Origin of the sequence: Mesorhizobium sp. Ca11 (assembly GCF_020165275.1) — a bacterium.
Lineage (GTDB): Bacteria > Pseudomonadota > Alphaproteobacteria > Rhizobiales > Rhizobiaceae > Mesorhizobium.
Genome location: NZ_JAIUHU010000006.1, coordinates 310,732 through 330,540, shown reverse-complemented (window position 1 = coordinate 330,540; position 19,809 = coordinate 310,732). Strand labels below are relative to the sequence as shown.

Genomic DNA, 19,809 nt, shown 5'->3' with positions numbered 1-19,809 from the left:
CCCATGGCCTGAGCAGCACCGTTATATACAGCTATGTGATACGATCCAATGCCGCATTCAAGATAGACGGTCTTGATCTTTGGTAACATTCCCCGGCCGACATCGCGTGTCGGCTGGCTGAAAGTCTTTGTCGGACGCATGTCGTTTGTCCCAGAACCGCTGCCCACTTCCGGGCGACATGCATTGGCATCGGTCTTTCCGGATTGCGCGAAGCGGCGTAGGGAAGGGCGCAACCCAGAGCATGATGCCGAAAAGTGTGAAGCGGTTTTTCGGACGACATCATGCTCTATCTCTTTGACTTAGAGACGGATTCAGATTTCAGGTCGAACAGACCTGAAATAATCCGGCTCTAGACAGGACAGTCATGACCGCGCCAAAGGAACTCAGGGTCTCGAAGGACCGCAAGCTGCTGACGGTGACCTTCCCGGGCCATCAACCGTTCGAATTGCCGGCGGAGTTTTTGCGCGTGGCTTCGCCGTCGGCGGAAGTGCAGGGGCATTCGCCTGAGCAGCGCGTGACGGTGCCCGGCAAGCGCAATGTCGCCATCCTCAAGATCGAGCCGGTCGGCAATTATGCGGTGCGCATCACCTTCGACGATTTCCACGACACCGGCATCTTCACCTGGAACTATCTGCATACGCTTGGCCACGAAAAGGACGAGCGCTGGAACGCCTATCTTACCGAGTTGGCCGAGAAGGGACTGAGCCGGGATCGCTAGCCCGGCGCGTGGCAATGCAAGGTCGGCTGTCGTCAAGACGTCATAGACATGGAGTAGCGCCGGCAAAAGGTCAGGAGGCGAGAAAGATGTCGCGCATCACATCCGTCGAACAGCTCGAGGTCCTCTACGGCCTGCCGGGCGAGGCTTCGGTCGTCAAAGAACTCGACCATGTGATTCCCGAATATGCCGCCTTCATCGAGGCCTCGCCCTTCGTGGCGCTGGCGACGAGCGGGCCCGAGGGCCTCGACTGTTCCCCGCGCGGCGATCTCGCCGGCTTCGTGCGCATTGTCGACGACAAGACTCTGATGATGCCCGACAGGCGCGGCAACAATCGCGCCGATTCGCTGAAGAACATCATTCGCGATCCGCGCGTCGGCCTGCTCTTTCTGGTGCCGGGCTCGGGCACCACGCTGCGCGTCAACGGCCGCGCTCACATCACGACCGATGCCGGGCTTTGCGCGTCCTTCACGGTCGACGGCAAGCCGGCCCGCTCGGTCACTGTCATCGATGTCGATACGGTCTATTTCCAATGCGCCCGCGCTATCGTCCGCTCGGAACTATGGAACCCGGCCAGGCATATCGACCCGAAGTCGCTGCCGACACCCGGCCAGATTCTCGAGATCACCAGCCGCAAGAACATCGACGGCCAGAAGTACGACGAGGAATGGCCGGAAAGAGCGAAGAAGACGATGTGGTGATTGGAAGCCGCGCTCAGGCTTCCTTCAGCACGTCGGCGATCTTGCGCATCTGCTCGCCGATCATGTCGCACTGCTCCGGCGTCGACTGGCTCATCGCCTTCTCGATCAGCGCCATATGAACCTTCAGGGCCTTCATCAGCAGAGCCTCGCCCGCCTCGGTGAGGTTCAGCCGCAGCACCCGCTTGTCCTTCTCGTCGCCTTCGCGACGCAGCAACCCGCGGGCCTCGAGCTGCGGCAACAGCATGGTGATGTTGGAGCGGCCGACGAGCAGCTTGCGGGCAAGGTCGTGCTGCGACATGCCGGGGTGGCGGTAGAGGTTCATCAGCACGTCGAGCTGCGCCGGCTTAAGGTCGAGCGGGCCGAGCTTAACCGCCAGCGTGCGCTCCAGCACATGGCAGGCGCGCGCCACCGCAACCCAGTTGCGAAAGCGAGGGTTGTCCCAGGGTAGCTCTTGCTTAATGTTCATCTTTGAACTATTATGTTCATGCTTGAACGAATGGATGGACTGCCAATATGGCATCATTTGGAATGAAGGTCATCCGGGGCGTTTTCGGCGCGGCCGAGCATGTTGCGCCGCGTCTTAGCGGCCGTGCCGCCTTCGAATTGTTTTGCCGCACACCAAACGTCAAGACCTTGAGCGACGGCGAACGCCGGGCCGTCGAGCGGGCCTCAGCCTTCATGGCCGAGGCGCGCCATCACAGGCTGAAAACCAGGACCGATTGCGTCGCAGTGCATGAATTCCGGCCGGAGCCGGGCAGGGAGTCGCGCGGCACGGTGCTCGTCATTCATGGTTGGCGCTCGCGTACCGAATATATGCGCGCCCTTATCGAAGGATTTCGCGGCGCCGGCTACAAGGTTGTTTCGCTCGACCTGCCTGGGCATGGCCATTCGCTCGGCCGCCATCTCAACATGGTGACTGCCGTGGACGCGGCGCGGGTCGCCGGCGAATGGTTCGGCCCCTTTGCCGCCGTCGTCGGCCATTCCTTCGGCGGCGCGATTGCCGCCAATGCCGTTGCCGCATCGGTCAAGGGCATGCCGCCGCTTGCGGCGCAAAAGCTGGTGCTGATTGCGGCGCCGAGCTCGCTGCCTGCAATCTTCGACGACTTCAGCGATATGATGAATGTCGGGCCGCGCTCGCGCGTCGCCATGGCGGACCGGGTGAAGCATCTGTCCGGGCGGCCGCTCAGCGAATTCACCGGCGACCGCCAGCTTGCGGAGGCGTCGGTGCCGACGCTGATCATCCACGCGCCGGACGATCGCGAAGTCCATGCCGATCATGCGAAGCGTTATGCGGGCGCCGGCGAGCATGTCCACCTGCATTGGGCCGAGGGGCTTGGCCACCGGCGTATCCTCACCGACAGGGACGTCGTCGCGCGCGCGGTCGGCTTTGTGACTGGGCAGCGGGAAACGGCCCTGCACTAATCGCCTATCAGTCCGCCTTCTTTTTCTGCCCCGGCTCTACGGGCAGGCCCGCTGCTTTCCAGGCGCTATAGCCGCCGAGGATATGCTTGACCGGCGTCAGGCCCATGTCCTGGGCCGTCTTCGTGGCAAGCGCCGAGCGCCAGCCTCCGGCGCAGAAGAAGACGAAGGTCTTGCCGCTGGCGAAGAACGGCTTGTGATACGGGCTTTCGGGATCGATCCAGAATTCCAGCATGCCGCGCGTCACATGCTTGGCGCCGGGGATCTTGCCGTCACGTTCGACCTCGCGCGGGTCGCGCAGATCGACGAAGATCGTGTCCTCATCCTCCAGCAGCCCCGCTGCCTCCTCAGGCGACACGACCTCGATCTCGGCATTCGCCTCGTCGAGAAGCTGGCGATATCCCTTCTTCACTGCACATCCTCCAGGCCGTGGCTCGAGGCCGCCGGAATTTCGATCACAAAGACCGCGCTTTGTCACGCCTTGGCCGTCCCGCACAGGGCGGCCGTCGAATCCGCCGGTGATTCCTGCTTGACGACAGTCCACTCGAAACGCTGCTCGCGTACCTATGTGACTTTTTCGCCTATCAGCAACGCCACGCCTGATTGTCCCGGGTGTCGGAACACTTGGAACGGCCAGCTCGTTTTAGGTCTCACAAGGATGTGAAACCGTTCTGCAACACGGCTCCGAAAATTTATGGAAGCTTAACGAAATCAGTATGAATCGGTATAGTCACGTCATACATCCGCCTTGCGGAGGGCGGGACCGTCCAGCGGCGTGGAACGGGAACCGGTTTCAACCGGTGCGGGTGAAGCATGAAAATCCTCGGAAACAAAAAAGCCGTCCTGCCGATCGCGGTCGCGGCGACTCTTGCCCTCGGGCAGCAGTCGGCAAGCGCGCAAGGGCTGTTCGACATGCTGTTCGGCGGCGGCATCCGGCACAGCCCGCAAGGCGAGTTTCCGCCGCCGCCAAAGCCGCGCAAGGTGCGGCCGGCCGGAGAGGATGGTGGCGGCGTCAGGATCAGTAGCCCGACCTATAACACCTACAGGGCCGACAAGCTTGTGCGGGTCGATTTCAAATCGCTGCTGCCGGCACCGCAGGCCGCGACCGCTCAGGACGCCGCCTTTGTCCCGTCGGTGACGAGCAATAGCTTCCGTGATGCCGTCGCAGGCTTGAGCGACTACGAGTTGTTTGCCGAGCCGGATATCGCCAAGGCGCTGATCGCCTATTATTCGGCCAATCCGGATTTCATCTGGGTGAGCGACAATACCCCCAACAGCCGGGCGCAGGATGCAGTGCGCGTCCTGGGGGAGGCGGCGAGTTATGGCCTGACGCCGGCCGACTACTCCGTCGATGTCCCGGCAGCCGCCAATTCCGCCGCCACACCGGAAGAGCGGACCAAGGAACTGGTCCGCTTCGAGATGGCGCTGTCGGCGCGCGTGCTGCGCTATGCCCATGATGCCCAGAGCGGTCGCGTCGATCCCAACCGGATGACCGGCTATTACGATTTCCCGGCCAAGCCGCTCGATCTTGAAGGCGTGCTGAAGACGCTGGCGCATACCCAAGAGGTCCGCACCTATCTCGAATCGCGCCACCCGCAGAATGCCGAATACCAGGCGCTGCGCGTCGAGCTGGAAGCGCTCGAGGCGAGCGAGGAAAACGAGATCGTCGTCGATCCCAAGCTCCTGCTCAAGCCCGGCGAAAGCAGCCCGGAATTGCCAAAGTTGCTGACGCTTATTTCCCGTAATCTCGATGACGAGATGGGTGGCAGCTATGGCGAAGTGCTCGCGAGGCTCGGCAAGAGCGAGCTCTACGATCCCGAGCTGGTGCCGGTGATCAAGGCGGTGCAGCAGCGCGCCGGCATGAAGGGCGACGGCGTCATCGGCCCGCGCACGGTGGCTTCATTGGCCGGCGCCTCAAAGGCGGACAAGGTCGAGAAGGTCAAGGTCGCGCTCGAGGAACTGCGCTGGATGCCGTCTGATCTCGGCAGCCCGCGCGTCTTCATCAACCAACCCGCCTTCACCGCCAGCTATATCGACAATGGCGAGGAGAAGCTGAAGACCCGCGCGGTCATCGGCCGGGTCACCAACCAGACCGCCTTCTTCTACAACCAGATCAAGCAGGTCGACTTCCATCCTTATTGGGGCGTGCCGCAGTCGATCATCGTCAACGAGATGCTGCCAAGACTGCGCGGCGATCCGGGCTATCTCGACCGCGCCGGCTATGAGGTGACGGATTCGCGCGGCAAGCGCATTCCGTCGGCGGCGGTCGATTGGGGTGCCTATGGCGCCAACATTCCGTTCAGCGTGCGTCAGCAGCCGAGCGAGGCCAATGCGCTGGGCGAGTTGAAGATCCTCTTCCCCAACAAGCATGCCATCTACATGCACGACACGCCGCAGAAGTCGTTCTTCGAGCGCGACATGCGCGCGCTCAGCCATGGCTGCGTGCGGCTACAGGATCCGCGCGGCATGGCCGCCGCCGTGCTGGGCACCACGGTCGACGATATCGCCGAGAAGCTGAAGCACGGGCATTCGACCGAGAATGTCACGCGCGTCATCCCGGTCTATGTCGCCTATTTCACCGCATGGCCGGACATGTCCGGCAAGGTCGAGTATTTCGACGACGTCTATGGCCGCGATTCCAAGCTGATACAGGCGCTCGACGCGACCGAAGCGGTGCGCACGCCGTCAAGCTGAGCGCTTTTTACTCTCGGACGGAAGGCCACGGCGAAGCCGCCGAGCCGGACCGCTTCACACTTTTCCTGGAATTGCTTTGATCAACGACCGGCGCAAGCCGGCGTTGCGCCCGGCAATCAGCCAATAGATCAGGCCGGCCACGAGGCCGCCGCCGGCGATGATGCCCATGTCCGCCCAGCGTTCCGGATCATTGGCGGCGTCCGGCCAGATCAGCATGAAACCGGCTGCCGCGGCAGCGGCGCCGAACAGCATATGCAGCCAGAAGCTTCGCAGCGAAAAGAACTCTGCGATCATTGCAAAGACCAGCGTCTGCATAGCCGTCAGGAGGATCGTAAGAAAGTAGATGAACATGCCGAGCGGCGGCACCACCAGTGCGGCGACCGGCGTGAACGCCATAAGCTCGAAGTAACCCGGAGCATTGGGCAGCGAACTCAATATCGCGTAGATCACCACCACGGCGATCAACCCGACAAGCACCGCGACCAGATAGCCGACAAGCACCATCAGGATGCGCTTCAGGACGTAGCCAATCATTGCCATGCACCCCCGTGCCCGCAATCATGGCGGGCAGTCAGCCACCAAAGCTGTGACGATGCAAGGGCGGTCCGTCGCGTTGGAACGCGGCACAGGAGCATTCAGGCGCTAGATCAGGATGACGTTTCGTTGAATCGCCATCCGATCTAACTCTTGTTGGAGACGATCTTCTCTGAAAACCGGTTCCCACTTGTCGGGATAATGCTCCAACGCACAGATGCCGGGATCGGGCAGGGGTCCATTTGCCCCTAGTAGGCCTGGCGGAATGGCCGCAGGCGGACGCGGCCTATTTGGGTTCGCCGGTCACGGGATCGTAGGTGATTTGGACCTTGGCCTTGTCCGTCGTGTAGTAAGTGATGGTGTAGCCGTCGCTATCCCATTCGACCTCCTTCACATAGCGGAAGTCTGTGCGGTGCTCGACCTTGGCGACGATCTCCGAGAGCTTCTTGGCATTTTGCGACGGCAGTGGCTGGTCGTCCGCCGCAAAGGCTTGTCCACTGATAAGCAGGAAAGCGATACCGGTTGCTGAAACAACAGTGCGCATGAGAGCCCTCAAATCTCGTCGGCGTCAGTGCCGTCAGAAACTCGCGCGCAGGCAGGTTGGTTCCGCAGCGCCGCAACAACCGACTTTTGCGGCGCATGCCTCGATGCGGCCGCAGGAACCAGCCAATATTGCCTGGCGGAGAAAATGTAACAATTTCAACTGGTGAGGTCGCACTTTGGATGTGTCTCCTGACGTAATGAACGACTAACCATGCGCCGGAGGGTGAATTCGCCATATTAGCTGTTCGTGGTAGAGCTTTCGGCAAGACCCTGATAGAATTCTGGTCATAAGAGGGTGGCAACAGTGCGCCGGGCCTGCCGAGGATTTCCGTCGGCAGCCGGCGACGCGTTTCTTTGAGCGCAGGTCGCCCGTTCTGGACTGCAGCGGGACTGGGGGCTCAATCATGGCTGAACGGAATTATACCCGTCAGCTTGCGACAATCATTTCAATCGACGCCGTAGGATTCTCGAGGCTTATGGGCATCGACGACGAGTTGGCTGTTGCCGCCTTCGAGGAAAGGCGCGACATCATCGCCGACAGTTGCGGAGCATTTGGCGGGCGCACGTTCGGCGATGCCGGCGACAGCATCATGGCCGAATTCGGCAATCCAATCGAAGCCTTGCGGGCAGCCTTCGATTTCCAGGCCCGGATCGTGGCGCTGAATGCCGCTGTCGCCGAGGACATGCGCATGCCTTTTCGCGCCGGGATAAACACCGGCGACGTCATCGTCCGGGAGGGCCGTCTCTACGGCGACGACGTGAATATCGCGGCCAGGCTTCAGGAATTCGCGCCGCATGACGGCGTCGCCATCTCGGCCACGACGTGGCATCACGTGAAGGACAAGACGGCGGCCGTCTTCACCGATCTCGGCGAGTTCAGCCTGAAGAACATCGCCCTGCCGGTGCGGGTCCTGATCGCCGGTCGCGGCGGCAACGGCCCTGCCGCGACGGCTTCCTTTGCTTCCATTCCCGCCACGCCCAGTCATTCCAGGCCGATCGCCAAGGGCCCCCCGGCAATCGCCGTGCTGCCGTTCCAGGGCAACGGCAGCGAACCCGATGTCGGCTACATGGCCGACGGTATCGCCGAGGACATCATCTACGGTCTTTCCAACACGCGCTGGCTTTCGGTCATCGCCAAGGGCTCGAGCTTTCAGTTTCGCGACGATAGCCTCGGCACAAGGCTCATCGGCAACGCGCTGGGTGCCCGCTACATCGTCAGCGGCACGTTGGCGCGCTCCAACAGGCAGATCCGCCTCAATACGTCGCTCACCGATACCTCGAACGGGCGCCTGGTCTGGTCGCAACGTTTCGACCGCGATCTCGTCGATATCTTCAGCCTGCGCGACCAGATCGGCAGCGAGATCGTTTCCATACTCGACAAGGAGGTCGACCGCGCCGAGCAGGCGCGTACGTTCCAGGTGCCGTGGGAAAGTCTCGAGACCTGGCAATTGGTCAGGCGCGGCCGCTGGCACATGAACAGGCGGACACGTCGCGATACCGAAATCGCGCTCGACTTCTTCGACAAGGCCTACCAGGAAGATCCGAATTCGAGCGCCGTGCTCAATGAGCTCGCATGGTGGTATTTCTGGCGGGCCTGGCTGCGCTTCGGCGACAGCGACGATCTGGAGAAAGTCGAGACGCTTGCGCGCAAGGCGCTGCTGATGGATAGCCTCGATGCGCGTCCGCATGCCTATCTCGGCGCAGCCGACATCATGCGCGGCCAGCCGGCATTGGCGGCCGAGCATCTTGCCGAAGCGATCCACATCAATCCGAGCTTCGCCTTCGCCCGCTCGGCCATGGGCAGCGCACACCTTTTGCTTGGCGATGCGACCAGCGCGATCCCCTTCTTCCTCGACACTGACCGATTGAGCCCGTTCGACCTCTATCGCTTCCATAATCTGGGGGAACTGGCCGCGGCCTATTGCTTCGTCGAGGACTGGCAGGCCGCGATCGCCACCGCCGAGCGCTCGCTCAACCTGTCGCCAGGTTACTTCTACGCAAGATTCCTGAAGATAGGCGCCCTGATGAGAAGCGGTCGGCGCGATGAGGCGGCGCATGAACTCGCGATTTTCATGACCAGGCACCCCGATTTTTCCGAGCAGAGGATACGCTGGATACCGTTCGTGGACCCGGCCAAGAACAATTTCCTGATCGGCAATTTCGACCAGGCCAAGTCTGCCGCATGATCGCCGGGGCCGACAACAAATGACTGTGAACGAATTCACATACGCCGGACCGATGCAAACCTAGGCCAGACAATGCCGGCATCGTATTGACGTGGATAGCCGGGGGGCTTGAACGCGATGATCACTTTGAAGTACTTCGCCGCCGTCCGCGCCGCTCAGAAGAGCCAGCGTCCGCTCGCCGAAATGCCACCGTTCGACATCAACCGGCTGCGTTCCAAGAGCGGCTTTGCTTCCCGCATCGCCGGTTTTCTTCTCAGCGATCCGCGCTGGCTGCTGGCGCTACTGCGCCGTTTCTGGCCGAATCTCGGCTTCGGTAATTTCCTGCTCGTCACCAAAGGCGCGGATGTTCGCGACATATTGGAGCGGGGCGACGAGTTCGAAACGCCTTACGGGCCGGAAATGGCCGAACTCGCCCGGGGCTCGAATTTCATTCTCGGCATGCAGGACGGCGCCGCGTACCGGCAGATGAAATCGGCGGTGCTGAGCGCGTTCCCGCCGGCGGAGGTCGAAGCCGCCGTCAGGCCGATCGCCGAGCGCCATTCGCACGATATCATGACCCGCGCCAGCCCCGGCTTCGATGCCATCGCCGGATTGATGAAGATCGTGCCGGTTCGCATCTGCCGCGATTATTTCGGCCTCGAGATCGACGACGAAACCGAGTTCGCCGACTGGTCGATCGCGCTCAGCGCGCTGTTCTTTTCCGATCCGACGGCAAGTCCCACCACGCGCCAGCTTGCCGTGGTCGGAGGCGATCGGCTGATCAAGGTCATAAACCGATCGATCGCCGCGGTCAGGGAGAGAGCGGGCAAAGACGACCGGCCGCTTGCCCGCCTCGTCGCGCTGATGGACCAAGGGCGCCTGTCCTTGCCCGACATTCATTCCATCATGCTCGGCATGGTCGCGGGCTTTGTGCCGACGAACGTGCTTGCCGGCAGCAATTGCCTGGATGTGATCCTGTCGCGATCCGATGCGCGGCAGGCTGTGGATGAGGCCATCGCGGCCGGCGACACCGACAAGCTCGACCGGGCGATCATGGAAGCCATGCGCTTCAAGCCGATCTGGATCGGGCCCTGGCGCTATACCAGGCGTGACGCGGTCATCGGCAAGGGCACGCGCCGCGAGCGCCTGGTCAAGGCCGGAACGGTGGTCATGCCGGCGACGCTTTCAGCAATGTTCGATCCGGAGATCGTGCAGCGGCCGAACGAGTTCGATACGTCGCGCCCGCATCGCGACTACATGGTTTTCGGTTACGGCATCCATCTGTGCATCGGCGCCGAGATCGCCCGCATCCAGATCGGCGAATGCATCCGCGCGCTGTTCGGCAAACCGAAGCTCGCCCGCGCGCGGGGCAGGGCCGGCAAGATGGTCAATGTCGGCGCCTATCCGGCAAGCCTCAAGGTCGATTTCGAGCGCCCGCCGCTTTGCCGCACCGCCGACCAGTCGATGGTGACAGTTGTCTGCCAGATCACCCGCGCCATGCCGCTCGATGCGGTGCGCGACAAGGTCGCCGACCTAGGCAATCCCGCGATTGGCGAGATCAGCGCCGCACTCGACAAGGTCGCCACCATACATTTCACCAGCCTGGCCGTCGCGCCTACCGGCAAGGACGAGAAAACCGGGACCGAGACCGGCGCGCTGGTGTTCGAAATCTCCGGCGACGGCAGCACCGACGACGTCATTTTCGCCATTGCGCAATCGATCGGGCACCGGCTGCGGCCGATCTTCAGGGATGTCTGCGGCCTGCCCGATGGCGGTTCGCTGGAGGACTTCCTGAAGAAGAACCAAATCAAGATATCGCCCTCCTTCGGCAGCGCGGCCGGGCTGGTTTTTTCCGGCACGCCCGGCCATTCCGTACGCCGCATCCTTGCCGAGGCGCGGCTGGCCGACAGCGTGCGCGAGATCGTCGAAAAGCCGCGCGTGGGCGCCGGCAACGCGATGGATGTGCTGGCCGAAGCGCGCCGGCATGTCCGCTGCCTCGGGCAATTCGGCTGGGCGTTCGAGCCCGCCGAAAGCCTGCTGGAAAGGCCGCCCGGCCACTGGTCGCGCGCGCTGACGACGACGCTTTTGACGCCGGCGATGTTCGCCACCGTCGCGATCGTCGTTCTCGCCTTTTGGCGCATGACTTATGTGCTCGTGTTCGGGAACCCGCATGGCGTCACCTTCGCCAATATTGCTATCGCCGGCGCCGCGCTTCTGCTGACGGTGCTCGGTCTGCTGGCTATTCTGGCTCTGTTCGTGGGCCTTTGCTTCCTGGCGTTGCGGCGGCTCGAAGACAAGGACCGGCCGGCGAACACGCCGGTCGACATCGGCGCGCTGGAAAAGATCCTCGCCAATGAGGACCACTGCGCGCAGAACAATCTGACGGCGATCTCGACGATGAAGCCGGGGATCTTGCGGCGGCTGGCGCTAAGGCTCGCTTTCTACCTGATCTCGATATCGGCGCAGAAAGTGTTCAGGCCGGGCTTCCTCGCCACCATTAACACCATTCATTTCGCCCGCTGGGTGCTGCTGCCCGGCACCGACAGGCTGGTGTTCTTCTCCAATTACGGTGGCAGCTGGGAGAGTTATCTGGAGGATTTCATCGCCAAGGCTTCGGCCGGCCTGACCGGTGTGTGGAGCAACACCGAAGGCTATCCGCGCACGCGCTGGCTGTTCCTGGACGGCGCGCGCGACGGCGATCGTTTCAAGCGCTGGGCGCGGCGCCAGCAGGTGCCGACGCTGTTCTGGTACAGCGCGTATCCGCATCTCAACACACCGCGCATCCGCATCAACTCCAGGATCAGGCGTGGCATCGCATCGGCCACCGGCAACGAGGCGCGCGACTGGCTGAGCCTGTTCGGTTCGCTGCCGCGCCCGCAAGCACGGCCGGCGGACGCAACCAGCCTGCCTGAACCGCCGTCCGCGCCGCTCGAAGAACTGGAATCCGGAGAAATCCAGTCCATCTTCTTCGGTCCGTTCGGTGCGCTCGGCCATGCGCACATGCTTGCGATCGGGGTGCCTGACGGTTTGTCGGCGGCGAAGCGCAAGGCGTGGCTCGACTTCGTGACCGAAAAAACCAGTTTCGGCGACGGCGTGCCTGTCGGCCGCGCCATGACCGTGGCGTTCGGCCCTAACGGACTGCGCCGGCTGGGGCTCGAGGGCGGCGTCGACGACGAGCCGCTGGACACGTTTCCTGTCGCCTTCCGGCAAGGCATGGGAACGCCCGAGCGCAGCCGCATCCTCAACGACACCGGTGCCGATGCCCCGGACAAATGGCAGTGGGGATCGCCCGCCAATCCCGCCGACGTCGTCATCGTCTGCTATGCCGGGACGCCGGCCGCGTTGAAGGCGGAGATCGCGGCCATGAAGCGACAGACGACAGGCGCGGGGATGTCCGTGGTCGCCGAACTGCCGCTGATGGTTCGACGCGACGGCAAGCGGGCCGTCGAGCATTTCGGTTTCGTCGACGGCATCTCGCAACCGATCGTTCGGGGCACGTCGCGCGCCGCCAAAGGAGCCGCGCCGATGCATTTGTTGGCACCGGGCGAGTTCCTGTTCGGCTACCGCGACGAGCACGGCTTCTACCCGGCTTCGCCGTCGGTGGACGCGGCGCTGGACCGAACCGGCATCCTGTCGCAGGTGCGGCGCAACCGTCAGATACCGGGGCAGCCGCCTCCGCCGCGCGATTTCGGCCGCAACGGCACCTTCCTCGTCCTGCGCCAATTCGAGCAACATGTCGAACTGTTCGACGATTATTGCAGGAAGGCCGCGACGCAGGCAGCATACGAGACTGGCGACGCCGCTATCACGCCGCGCTGGGTGGCGGCAAAAATGCTTGGCCGCTGGCAGGACGGCAGTTCGCTGGTGCGCAATCCGAACGGCCGTCCGGGCCGCGGCGTCGACAATGATTTCGCCCTCGGCGCCGAGGACCCGCAAGGGCACGCTTGTCCGCTCGGCTCCCACATACGCCGTTCCAACCCGCGCGACTCGCTCGGCGAGGACCGCGAGACGCAGATCAGGATCGGCAAGCGCCACCGCATCCTGCGCGTCGGCCGCACCTATGAGAAGAAGGGCAAGGGCGGGAAGACCGAGAAGGGCCTCCTGTTCATGTGCCTCAATGCCGATATCGAGCGTCAGTACGAATTCATCCAGCAAACCTGGGTCTCGTCGAACTCGTTCCAGGGTCTTGTCGGCGAGACCGATCCGACGATCGGCGCGCGGGGCGGCGGCGGCCGGTTCTCGATTCCATCCTGGGAAAAGGTCACGGTGCTCAAGGATGTGCCGCAGTTCGTCACCACGAAAGGCGGCGGCTATTTCTTCATGCCGAGCCGGTCGGCGCTGCGCTATCTGATCTCGCGGCTCTGACCGGGTGCGCTGAAAGCAGTTCGTCGTTTCTCGAAAGCGACGAACCAGCGGAGCAATGGCGAAGGCGTCGCGCGGGCTACGGCGAAGGCGTCGAGCCTGCTCAGTCGTCGTCCTGCGATTCGGCGATCTGGTTCAGCGCGGCGGCGTTGGTGATGCGCAGGCCACCGCGCTTGATGGCGATCATGTGCCGGCTGCGCCAGTCGTTCAGCGTCTTGTTGACGGATTCGCGCGTAGCGCCGAGGAATTCGCCGAGCTCCGACTGCGAAATCGGAATCCAGCCGGCAGCGTCTGCCATCACGCCGCTCAGGAACACCAGCCGCTTTGCCAGCCTGGCCTCGATACCGAAAAAGGCCTGGTCGCCCAGCTCGCCGCTGACCCAGCGCAGCCGCGTGCACAGCAATTCGATCATCGCGCGGGCCAGAGACGGGTTTTTCTCAATGCGGTCGAAGAGTTGCGTCCGGCTTAGAGAAACCAGCTCGCATGCCGTAAGGCAGATGGCGGTCGCCGTGCGCGGGCGCCCATCCAGGGCTCCGATCTCGCCTACGAGGCTGCGCGACAGCTCGATATTGGCAACCAGCTTTTGCCCACCGGGCGAATAGATCGAAATCTCGACGGTGCCGCTCATCACCCCGTAGATGCGGTCGGAAGCGTCCTCCTGGACGAACAAATGCTGGCCGGCGGCATAGCGCTCAAGCTTGCAGCCGCCGAACAACAGATCGAAGTGGCGCGGGTCGATGCGCGCCAGGCGCGGCAGGTTCCTGTCGTCCGCGCCATTTGTAGCCATGATACGATTCCGCCTCTCGTTAGACGGAAATTGTAGGATAAGTGCGTGCTCGATCAAAGCGTCGTCTCCTTCTGTGGTGGCTGACCGAAATCGGCAGGTGGCGGACAGACGTTCCAGGTCACGCGTCACATGCCGAAATTGGATAAGCCGGCAAACTGTAAGGAGACCGGGCGCACTGGCGGTTGCGGGCCGATCTTGGAACGCCATCCGCGCGCTTGGGTGGGAGGTGCCCATGCGCGCAGACGGCAAACCTGAAAATGGCTAGGTGATCGAAATTTCTCCTCGAGAACCGCATCCATATCGCAGTCCGGCAGCAGCTTCGGACGTCGTAGTCTGCTCGGGCCGTCGATGCCGCCGTTGCAACATCTGAGCGCAAGCCCTGTTCAGCGTATGTGAAGGCGCTCACAGATATACGCATCGGGCGGACCGATGGTTATTTTAGAAGTGTATGGTCTTTGCTTTGCAACCGGCATGATTGCCTAGTCGGCAAATAGATCAACCGAAGTATGGCTGGAACCTTGTCTTGACTGCAGGTGACGGTCGGCCTCATGGTTCATTTTGGGGAGGGGCAGGCCATGGCAGCCGCGAAGGGACTCCTTGTAAAGGTTCGCGGCGACGGCGCGGGGCTCTCGGTCCGAGGCGGCCCGCCCCGGATTGGCGGCATCGAAGCCGAGCCGATCCTCTCTCTGCCTGCCGACGCAAGCGCCGGCACGGCCGCGGCCGGGGATCGCGGCGCCACCTGGTTGCGGTTGGCCACGGACGCCGCCGATACAGACAACCCCTGGGACCATGCCCACGATCTTGTCGCCCGGAACCCGGCGCTGGCGGCCGCGGGCGCCGAGGTGCTCGCAATCGAGCCCGATATCGTGCAGCAGTGGGATTATAAGGACAGCGGCGGCGATCGCGGCATGGCGGCAAGCGCAGCTCCGGTCTGTGCATTCGACGATCAGGACCCGCACGGCGGACAGGCGGTGGTCGCGGGGCGCGTTGCCTGGAATGCCGCGCCGGACTTCAGCCAGTTCGCGGCGGTGCGCGAGAAGGTGGGCGGCAAGCAGGCCAACATCACCATCGCCCATCTCGATACCGGTTTCGATCCAGGCCATCAGACCATTCCCGCCGCGCTTCTTACAGCGCAGCAGCGCAATTTCGTCGACGACGGGACGGGTCCGAACAACGCGACCGACCACGCTCCGGCCGGCACGCTGACCAGCAATCGCGGCCATGGAACCGGCACGCTCAGCCTGCTTGCCGGCAACAAGCTCGACGGCTCCTCGCCGCACTGGCCGGGCTTCAACGATTTCGTCGGCGGCGCGCCGCTGGCGAAGATCCTGCCGGTGCGCATCGCCGACTGGGTGGTGCGGCTGACCACCGGCACCATGGTGCAAGGCATCGACTATGCGCGCAAGCAGGGAGCGCAGGTGTTGTCGATGAGCATGGGCGGCCTCGCCTCGCAGGCGCTGGTCGACGCCGTCAACCTTGCCTACGACCACGGTGTGGTCATGGTCACGGCAGCCGGCAACAATTTCACCATCACGCCGCGCAGCATCGTCTATCCCGCGCGCTACAATCGGGTGCTTGCGGCCTGCGGCGTGATGGGCGACGGGCGCGCCTATGCCGGACTCTCCTTCGGCACCATGCAGGGCAATTACGGGCCGCCTTCGAAGATGGATACGGCGCTTGGCGCCTACACGCCGAACGTGCCCTGGGCCGAGATCGATTGTCGCAAGGTGGTCGATATGGACGGCAGCGGCACCTCCGCCGCGACCCCGCAGGTCGCGGCCGCGGCCGCTCTCTGGCTCGCCGAGCACTGGGACGTGGTGAAGAATTACCCTCAGCCCTGGATGCGTGTCGAAGCCGTACGCAAGGCCTTGTTCGCGAAAGCCTTGAAGTCGACGGCCAAGATGAATGCGGCGGAGACGAAGGAGAAGATCGGGCAGGGCGTCTTGCGGGCCTTCGATGCGCTGGGCTTCCCTCCGCCGGCGGCAAACAGCCTGACCAAGCTCGCTCGAGCCACCTATACGTGGAGCTGGCTGGACCTTTTGACCGGAGGGAATTCGTTGGCGGCGCCACCACCGGCGACGCTTCGGCAGCGAACGATGTTCGCGCTGGAACTGATGCAGATGGCGCAAACCACGGCGGCAGTCGACCAGGCGATCGCCGACCCGGATGGCGATCCGGACAAGGTTTCGGCCGCGGCGCGCAACCGCTACCTGGAGGCGGCGCTCGACCAGGGCAATCCGTCGAAGCCGTTGAAGGCCTTTCTGGAAGGATGGCTGGGCCGGCCAGGCGCCAGCGTAGCGGTTCCGGCGCCAGTCATGGGCCCGGCACCGGCCATCAGGCGCAAGCCGCGGCCGCTGCCGCCGCCGCAACGGCGCCTGCGCATCTACGCGCTCGACCCGTCGGTGGCGAAACGGCTGGATTCGGTTTCGGTCTACCAGGCGACGCTTTCGGTGCCGTGGGACGACGAGCCTGCGACCGACAGGCCGTTGCTGCCCGGTCCGATCGGCGAATATCTCGAGGTGGTCGATGTCGACCCCGCGTCCGACCGCGTCTACGATCCGGTCGACCTCAACGACAAGGTGCTGCTGGCGCAGGACGGCCTGCCGCCTTCGGAGGGCAATCCGAAATTCCACCAGCAGATGGTCTACGCGGTGGCCATGACCACGATCGGCCATTTCGAGCGCGCTCTCGGCCGTCGGGCGTTGTGGGCGCCGCATTACGCAGCGGCTCCCGGCCGCACCGGCGATATGACGGTGAAGGCGCATTACGTGCCGCGCCTGCGCATTTATCCGCATGCGTTGCGCGCCGAGAATGCCTATTACAGCCCGGAAAAGAAGGCGCTGCTGTTCGGCTATTTCCCGGCGACCAGCAATCAGGGCGACGTCACCACACCCGGAACGACGGTGTTCTCGTGCTTGTCCAGCGACATCGTCGCGCATGAGATGTCGCATGCGCTGCTCGACGGGCTGCATCGTCGCTTCCAGGAAGCGTCCAACCCGGACGTGCCGGCCTTCCACGAGGCCTTTGCCGATATCGTCGCGCTGTTCCAACATTTCACGCTGAAGGAACTGGTCGGCTTCGAGATCGGCAAGGCGAGGGGCGAATTGTCGGCCGCTTCGCTGCTTTCCGGTATCGCCAAGCAGTTCGGCGAAGGCAGCGGCCGGGCTGGGCCGTTGCGCGAATATGGCGGCGCCGGCATGGCCGACCTCGACTACGACAAGACCTTTGAGGCGCATGATCGTGGCTCGATCCTGGTTTTCGCTGTCTACCAGGCCTTTCTTGCCATCGCCGACCGACGGACCGACGACCTGATCCAGCTTGCCACCGGCGGCTCCGGCATCCTGCCGGCGGGCACCTTGCATCCTGGCCTGGTCGAGCGCCTCACCGACGAGGTCGCCAAGACCGCCACGCAGATGCTGACCATGTGCATCCGCGCGCTCGACTATTGCCCTTCCGTCGACATCACCTTCGGCGAATATCTGCGCGCCCTTATCACTGCCGACCGCGACGCCTATCCCGACGATCCGCTCCGCTATCGCCTCGCCTTCCTGGAATCCTTCCGCAAATGGAAGCTGTTGCCGCGCGACGTTCGCACCATCTCGGAGGAGACGCTGGCCTGGAGCGCGCCGGAGGATCCGTCGCCGGTCTGGCTGAAAGGCCTGCTCGGCAAGATCGACCTCGGCTGGAACCAGAAATTGAAGCGGGCCGAGATCTTCGCGCTCAACGACAAGAACCGCTATGCGCTGTGGAAGGCGATGCACAAGGCCTTCGCCTCCGATCCGGACCTCTACAAGCAGTTCGGCCTGCTGCCCGACCTGCCGCGCTACAATGAGGACGGCACGGTCAAGCATGCGCCCAAGAAAGGCGAGACGACCTTCGACATCTACAGCGTGCGCCCGACGCGCCGCGTCGAGCCGGACGGCTCGTTCCGCGTGGAAGTCGTGGCGGTCATCCAGCAGCGCATTCCGGTCGCGCTGGACGGCACGGCGATGCCGCAAGGCATGGCCAAGGGCGACAGCTTCTTCTGGTTCCGCGGCGGCGCCACGATCATCATTGATCCGCGCGATGGCTTCGAGGAAATCCGCTACTCGATCATCAAGAACACCGGCAGCGCGGACCGGCAGAAGCGTCAGGCCGGGACGATGGCGGCCAACTATCTCTCGCCGCTGCGAGCGCTCTATTTCGGCGGCGAAGTATCGGAGCCTTTTGCGTTGTTGCATGCCAGCGACGGAGACGACGACCATGTCTAGAAAACCGGCGGCAAGAACAAGGCCGGCAAAATCGGCTCCCGCGGCGACGCCGGCATCGGGCATTACTGTCAGGCACTACTGCCAAGGCATCGGCGACTGCCACTTGCTGACGTTCAAGAAGCCGGACGGCAAGCCGTTCCGCATTCTCATCGATTGCGGCATTCATGTCTCGATCAAGAGTGGCTCGGCGCTGGTCTCCGACATCGTCGCCGACCTCAAGAAGGAGACCGTCGGCAAGATCGACATCCTCGTCGTCACCCACGAACACTGGGATCATGTCTCCGGCTTCCTGACCGCGAAGGACCTCTTCAAGGATTTCATCGTCGGCGATGTCTGGATGGCGTGGACCGAAAATCCCGCCGACGCCGAGGCGGTGGAGATCGACAAGTTCAAGGGCCAGGCGCTGGCGGCCTTGCAGGGCGTGGGCCAGAAGCTCGACGGGATGCAGGGGCTCAGTTCTTACATGGCCGGGGTGCGCGATGGCCTGCAGTCAGTGCTCGGCTTCCAGTTCGGTGCCGCCGGCGAGCGGGTGCGCTCGGCCCGCGACTCAGCGGCAAAGCTGTCGCAAAAACCGTCGCCGACCTATTTCGAGCCTGGCGGGCCGCCAGTGACGATCGACGCATTGCCCAACCTGCGCGTCTATGTGCTCGGTCCGCCGCGCGACAAGGCGGCGCTTCGCCTCGAGGAAAAGGCGAGCGAGATGTTTCCGCTGGCCAGCGGCGGTCCGTACGCGCGGGCGCTGGCGAGCGGCCTCAAGATCAACGAGGCGGCCGATGCCGGTTACGTCGACGAGCTCAGTCCGTTCGAGCGCAATGTCGGCACGCCGCTCTCCGCGGCGCTCGCCGGCGACAAGGGGAGCGACCCGGCCATCGATATCGCCGCCTATGTGCGCAAGCATTATTCCGGGCCGGTTTCGGCCGCGGCATCCATGGGAGACCGCGACCAGTCCTGGCGGCGCATCGACGCCGACTGGATGGGGATCGCCGCTGATCTGGCCTTGCAGCTCGACCGCGGCGTCAACAACACCAGCCTGGTGCTTGCCTTCGAGTTCATCGATAGCGGCCGGGTGTTGCTGTTCCCCGGCGACGCCCAGATCGGCAACTGGCTAAGCTGGAAGGACCTGAAATGGCCGGTGGGGCAGGGCACCGTCACATCGGCCGATCTTCTGGCGCGCACCGTCTATCTCAAGGTCGCGCATCACGGCAGCCAGAACGCCACGCCGCAGAAACAGGGTTTCGATCTGCTGACGAGCTCGGACCTGTCGGCCTTCATCCCGACCAACAAGGTCGATGCGCTGAAAGTGCACTGGGGCGAGATGCCCTATGACGGCATCCTGACCGCGCTCGAGACGAAGGCCAAGGGCCGCGTCATCCGCGCCGATGATCCGTGGCTGGCGGACAAGAACGGCAAGCCGGCCTTTGCCGCGCCGTCCGGTTCGATCCAGGCGGTGCGCAGCGCCCCCCGCGATGCGGCACGCGGGCCGGGCGGACTGTGGGTGGAAGCGGATCTGGTTTAGGACCACCGGAACGCCGCCGCGCGGCAGGCGCCGATCAGTCCGGCCTCAAAGCCGATTGCGAAAAATCGAAAACCGATTTATGGAGCGAGCGGCTGAATGAGGGCGGCCACTCAACACATTGCA

The 19,809-nt window shown here is 63.6% G+C and carries 13 protein-coding genes; 8 read left to right on the top strand and 5 right to left on the bottom strand.

Going from position 1 to position 19,809, the window contains the following annotated elements; translation table 11 throughout:
- The first annotated feature begins 364 nt into the window (after positions 1–364).
- Entirely contained in the window at positions 365–718 is a 354-nt protein-coding gene (locus tag LB538_RS13845) for a gamma-butyrobetaine hydroxylase-like domain-containing protein (protein ID WP_095765404.1), read from the top strand.
- An 86-nt stretch (positions 719–804) separates the two neighbouring features.
- Positions 805–1,416, top strand: a complete 612-nt coding sequence (locus tag LB538_RS13840; RefSeq protein ID WP_224532253.1) for a pyridoxamine 5'-phosphate oxidase family protein — start codon at positions 805–807, stop codon at positions 1,414–1,416.
- 13 nt (positions 1,417–1,429) lie between these two features.
- Here the strand turns inward: LB538_RS13840 and LB538_RS13835 are convergent, their stop codons facing one another.
- Positions 1,430–1,882, bottom strand: a complete 453-nt coding sequence (locus LB538_RS13835; protein WP_095765406.1) for a MarR family winged helix-turn-helix transcriptional regulator — start codon at positions 1,880–1,882, stop codon at positions 1,430–1,432.
- Between the two features lie 47 nt (positions 1,883–1,929).
- On the opposite strand from LB538_RS13835, the gene LB538_RS13830 reads away from it, so the two are divergent.
- The gene (locus tag LB538_RS13830) at positions 1,930–2,838 is read left to right on the top strand and encodes an alpha/beta hydrolase (RefSeq protein ID WP_224532252.1); all 909 of its coding nucleotides are present in this window, start codon (positions 1,930–1,932) and stop codon (positions 2,836–2,838) included.
- Between the two features lie 7 nt (positions 2,839–2,845).
- Here LB538_RS13830 and LB538_RS13825 read toward each other — a convergent pair whose 3' ends face one another.
- Positions 2,846–3,247, bottom strand: a complete 402-nt coding sequence (locus LB538_RS13825) for a rhodanese-like domain-containing protein (protein ID WP_224532251.1) — start codon at positions 3,245–3,247, stop codon at positions 2,846–2,848.
- 401 nt (positions 3,248–3,648) lie between these two features.
- Between LB538_RS13825 and LB538_RS13820 the strand changes: the two genes are divergently transcribed.
- Complete coding sequence (locus tag LB538_RS13820) at positions 3,649–5,529, top strand: murein L,D-transpeptidase (protein ID WP_224532250.1); 1,881 nt, start codon at positions 3,649–3,651, stop codon at positions 5,527–5,529.
- A 54-nt stretch (positions 5,530–5,583) separates the two neighbouring features.
- Here the strand turns inward: LB538_RS13820 and LB538_RS13815 are convergent, their stop codons facing one another.
- Together LB538_RS13815 and LB538_RS13810 are read right to left on the bottom strand one after the other, a co-directional pair.
- Positions 5,584–6,063, bottom strand: a complete 480-nt coding sequence (locus LB538_RS13815; protein WP_411909013.1) for a hypothetical protein — start codon at positions 6,061–6,063, stop codon at positions 5,584–5,586.
- Positions 6,064–6,349: 286 nt separating this feature from the next.
- Positions 6,350–6,607 (bottom strand): PepSY domain-containing protein, encoded by a 258-nt coding sequence (locus LB538_RS13810; RefSeq protein WP_224532248.1) that lies wholly within the window; start codon positions 6,605–6,607, stop codon positions 6,350–6,352.
- Between the two features lie 403 nt (positions 6,608–7,010).
- On the opposite strand from LB538_RS13810, the gene LB538_RS13805 reads away from it, so the two are divergent.
- Together LB538_RS13805 and LB538_RS13800 are read left to right on the top strand one after the other, a co-directional pair.
- Positions 7,011–8,792: an adenylate/guanylate cyclase domain-containing protein gene (locus LB538_RS13805; protein ID WP_224532247.1), complete on the top strand. Its 1,782-nt coding sequence runs from the start codon at positions 7,011–7,013 to the stop codon at positions 8,790–8,792.
- Between the two features lie 117 nt (positions 8,793–8,909).
- Entirely contained in the window at positions 8,910–13,136 is a 4,227-nt protein-coding gene (locus LB538_RS13800) for a cytochrome P450 (protein ID WP_224532246.1), read from the top strand.
- 100 nt (positions 13,137–13,236) lie between these two features.
- Here the strand turns inward: LB538_RS13800 and LB538_RS13795 are convergent, their stop codons facing one another.
- A complete protein-coding gene (locus LB538_RS13795; protein ID WP_140843458.1) occupies positions 13,237–13,920 on the bottom strand; it encodes a Crp/Fnr family transcriptional regulator in 684 nt (227 codons plus the stop codon).
- A 575-nt stretch (positions 13,921–14,495) separates the two neighbouring features.
- Here LB538_RS13795 and LB538_RS13790 point away from each other — a divergent pair.
- Both LB538_RS13790 and LB538_RS13785 read left to right on the top strand, forming a co-directional pair.
- Complete coding sequence (locus tag LB538_RS13790) at positions 14,496–18,170, top strand: S8 family serine peptidase (protein ID WP_224532245.1); 3,675 nt, start codon at positions 14,496–14,498, stop codon at positions 18,168–18,170.
- Complete coding sequence (locus LB538_RS13785) at positions 18,163–19,686, top strand: MBL fold metallo-hydrolase (protein ID WP_224532244.1); 1,524 nt, start codon at positions 18,163–18,165, stop codon at positions 19,684–19,686. Before LB538_RS13790 ends, LB538_RS13785 begins: the two co-directional genes overlap by 8 nt.
- Positions 19,687–19,809 lie beyond the last annotated feature (123 nt).

Bases quoted from the DNA above. Each gene is read 5' to 3' on its own strand.
- LB538_RS13830 (WP_224532252.1), top strand. From the start codon at position 1,930: ATGGCATCATTTGGAATGAAGGTCATCCGGGGCGTTTTCGGCGCGGCC.
- LB538_RS13795 (WP_140843458.1), bottom strand. From the start codon at position 13,920: ATGGCTACAAATGGCGCGGACGACAGGAACCTGCCGCGCCTGGCGCGC.
- LB538_RS13820 (WP_224532250.1), top strand. From the start codon at position 3,649: ATGAAAATCCTCGGAAACAAAAAAGCCGTCCTGCCGATCGCGGTCGCG.
- LB538_RS13805 (WP_224532247.1), top strand. From the start codon at position 7,011: ATGGCTGAACGGAATTATACCCGTCAGCTTGCGACAATCATTTCAATC.
- LB538_RS13785 (WP_224532244.1), top strand. From the start codon at position 18,163: ATGTCTAGAAAACCGGCGGCAAGAACAAGGCCGGCAAAATCGGCTCCC.
- LB538_RS13800 (WP_224532246.1), top strand. From the start codon at position 8,910: ATGATCACTTTGAAGTACTTCGCCGCCGTCCGCGCCGCTCAGAAGAGC.
- LB538_RS13790 (WP_224532245.1), top strand. From the start codon at position 14,496: ATGGCAGCCGCGAAGGGACTCCTTGTAAAGGTTCGCGGCGACGGCGCG.
- LB538_RS13815 (WP_411909013.1), bottom strand. From the start codon at position 6,063: ATGATTGGCTACGTCCTGAAGCGCATCCTGATGGTGCTTGTCGGCTAT.
- LB538_RS13810 (WP_224532248.1), bottom strand. From the start codon at position 6,607: ATGCGCACTGTTGTTTCAGCAACCGGTATCGCTTTCCTGCTTATCAGT.
- LB538_RS13845 (WP_095765404.1), top strand. From the start codon at position 365: ATGACCGCGCCAAAGGAACTCAGGGTCTCGAAGGACCGCAAGCTGCTG.
- LB538_RS13840 (WP_224532253.1), top strand. From the start codon at position 805: ATGTCGCGCATCACATCCGTCGAACAGCTCGAGGTCCTCTACGGCCTG.
- LB538_RS13835 (WP_095765406.1), bottom strand. From the start codon at position 1,882: ATGAACATTAAGCAAGAGCTACCCTGGGACAACCCTCGCTTTCGCAAC.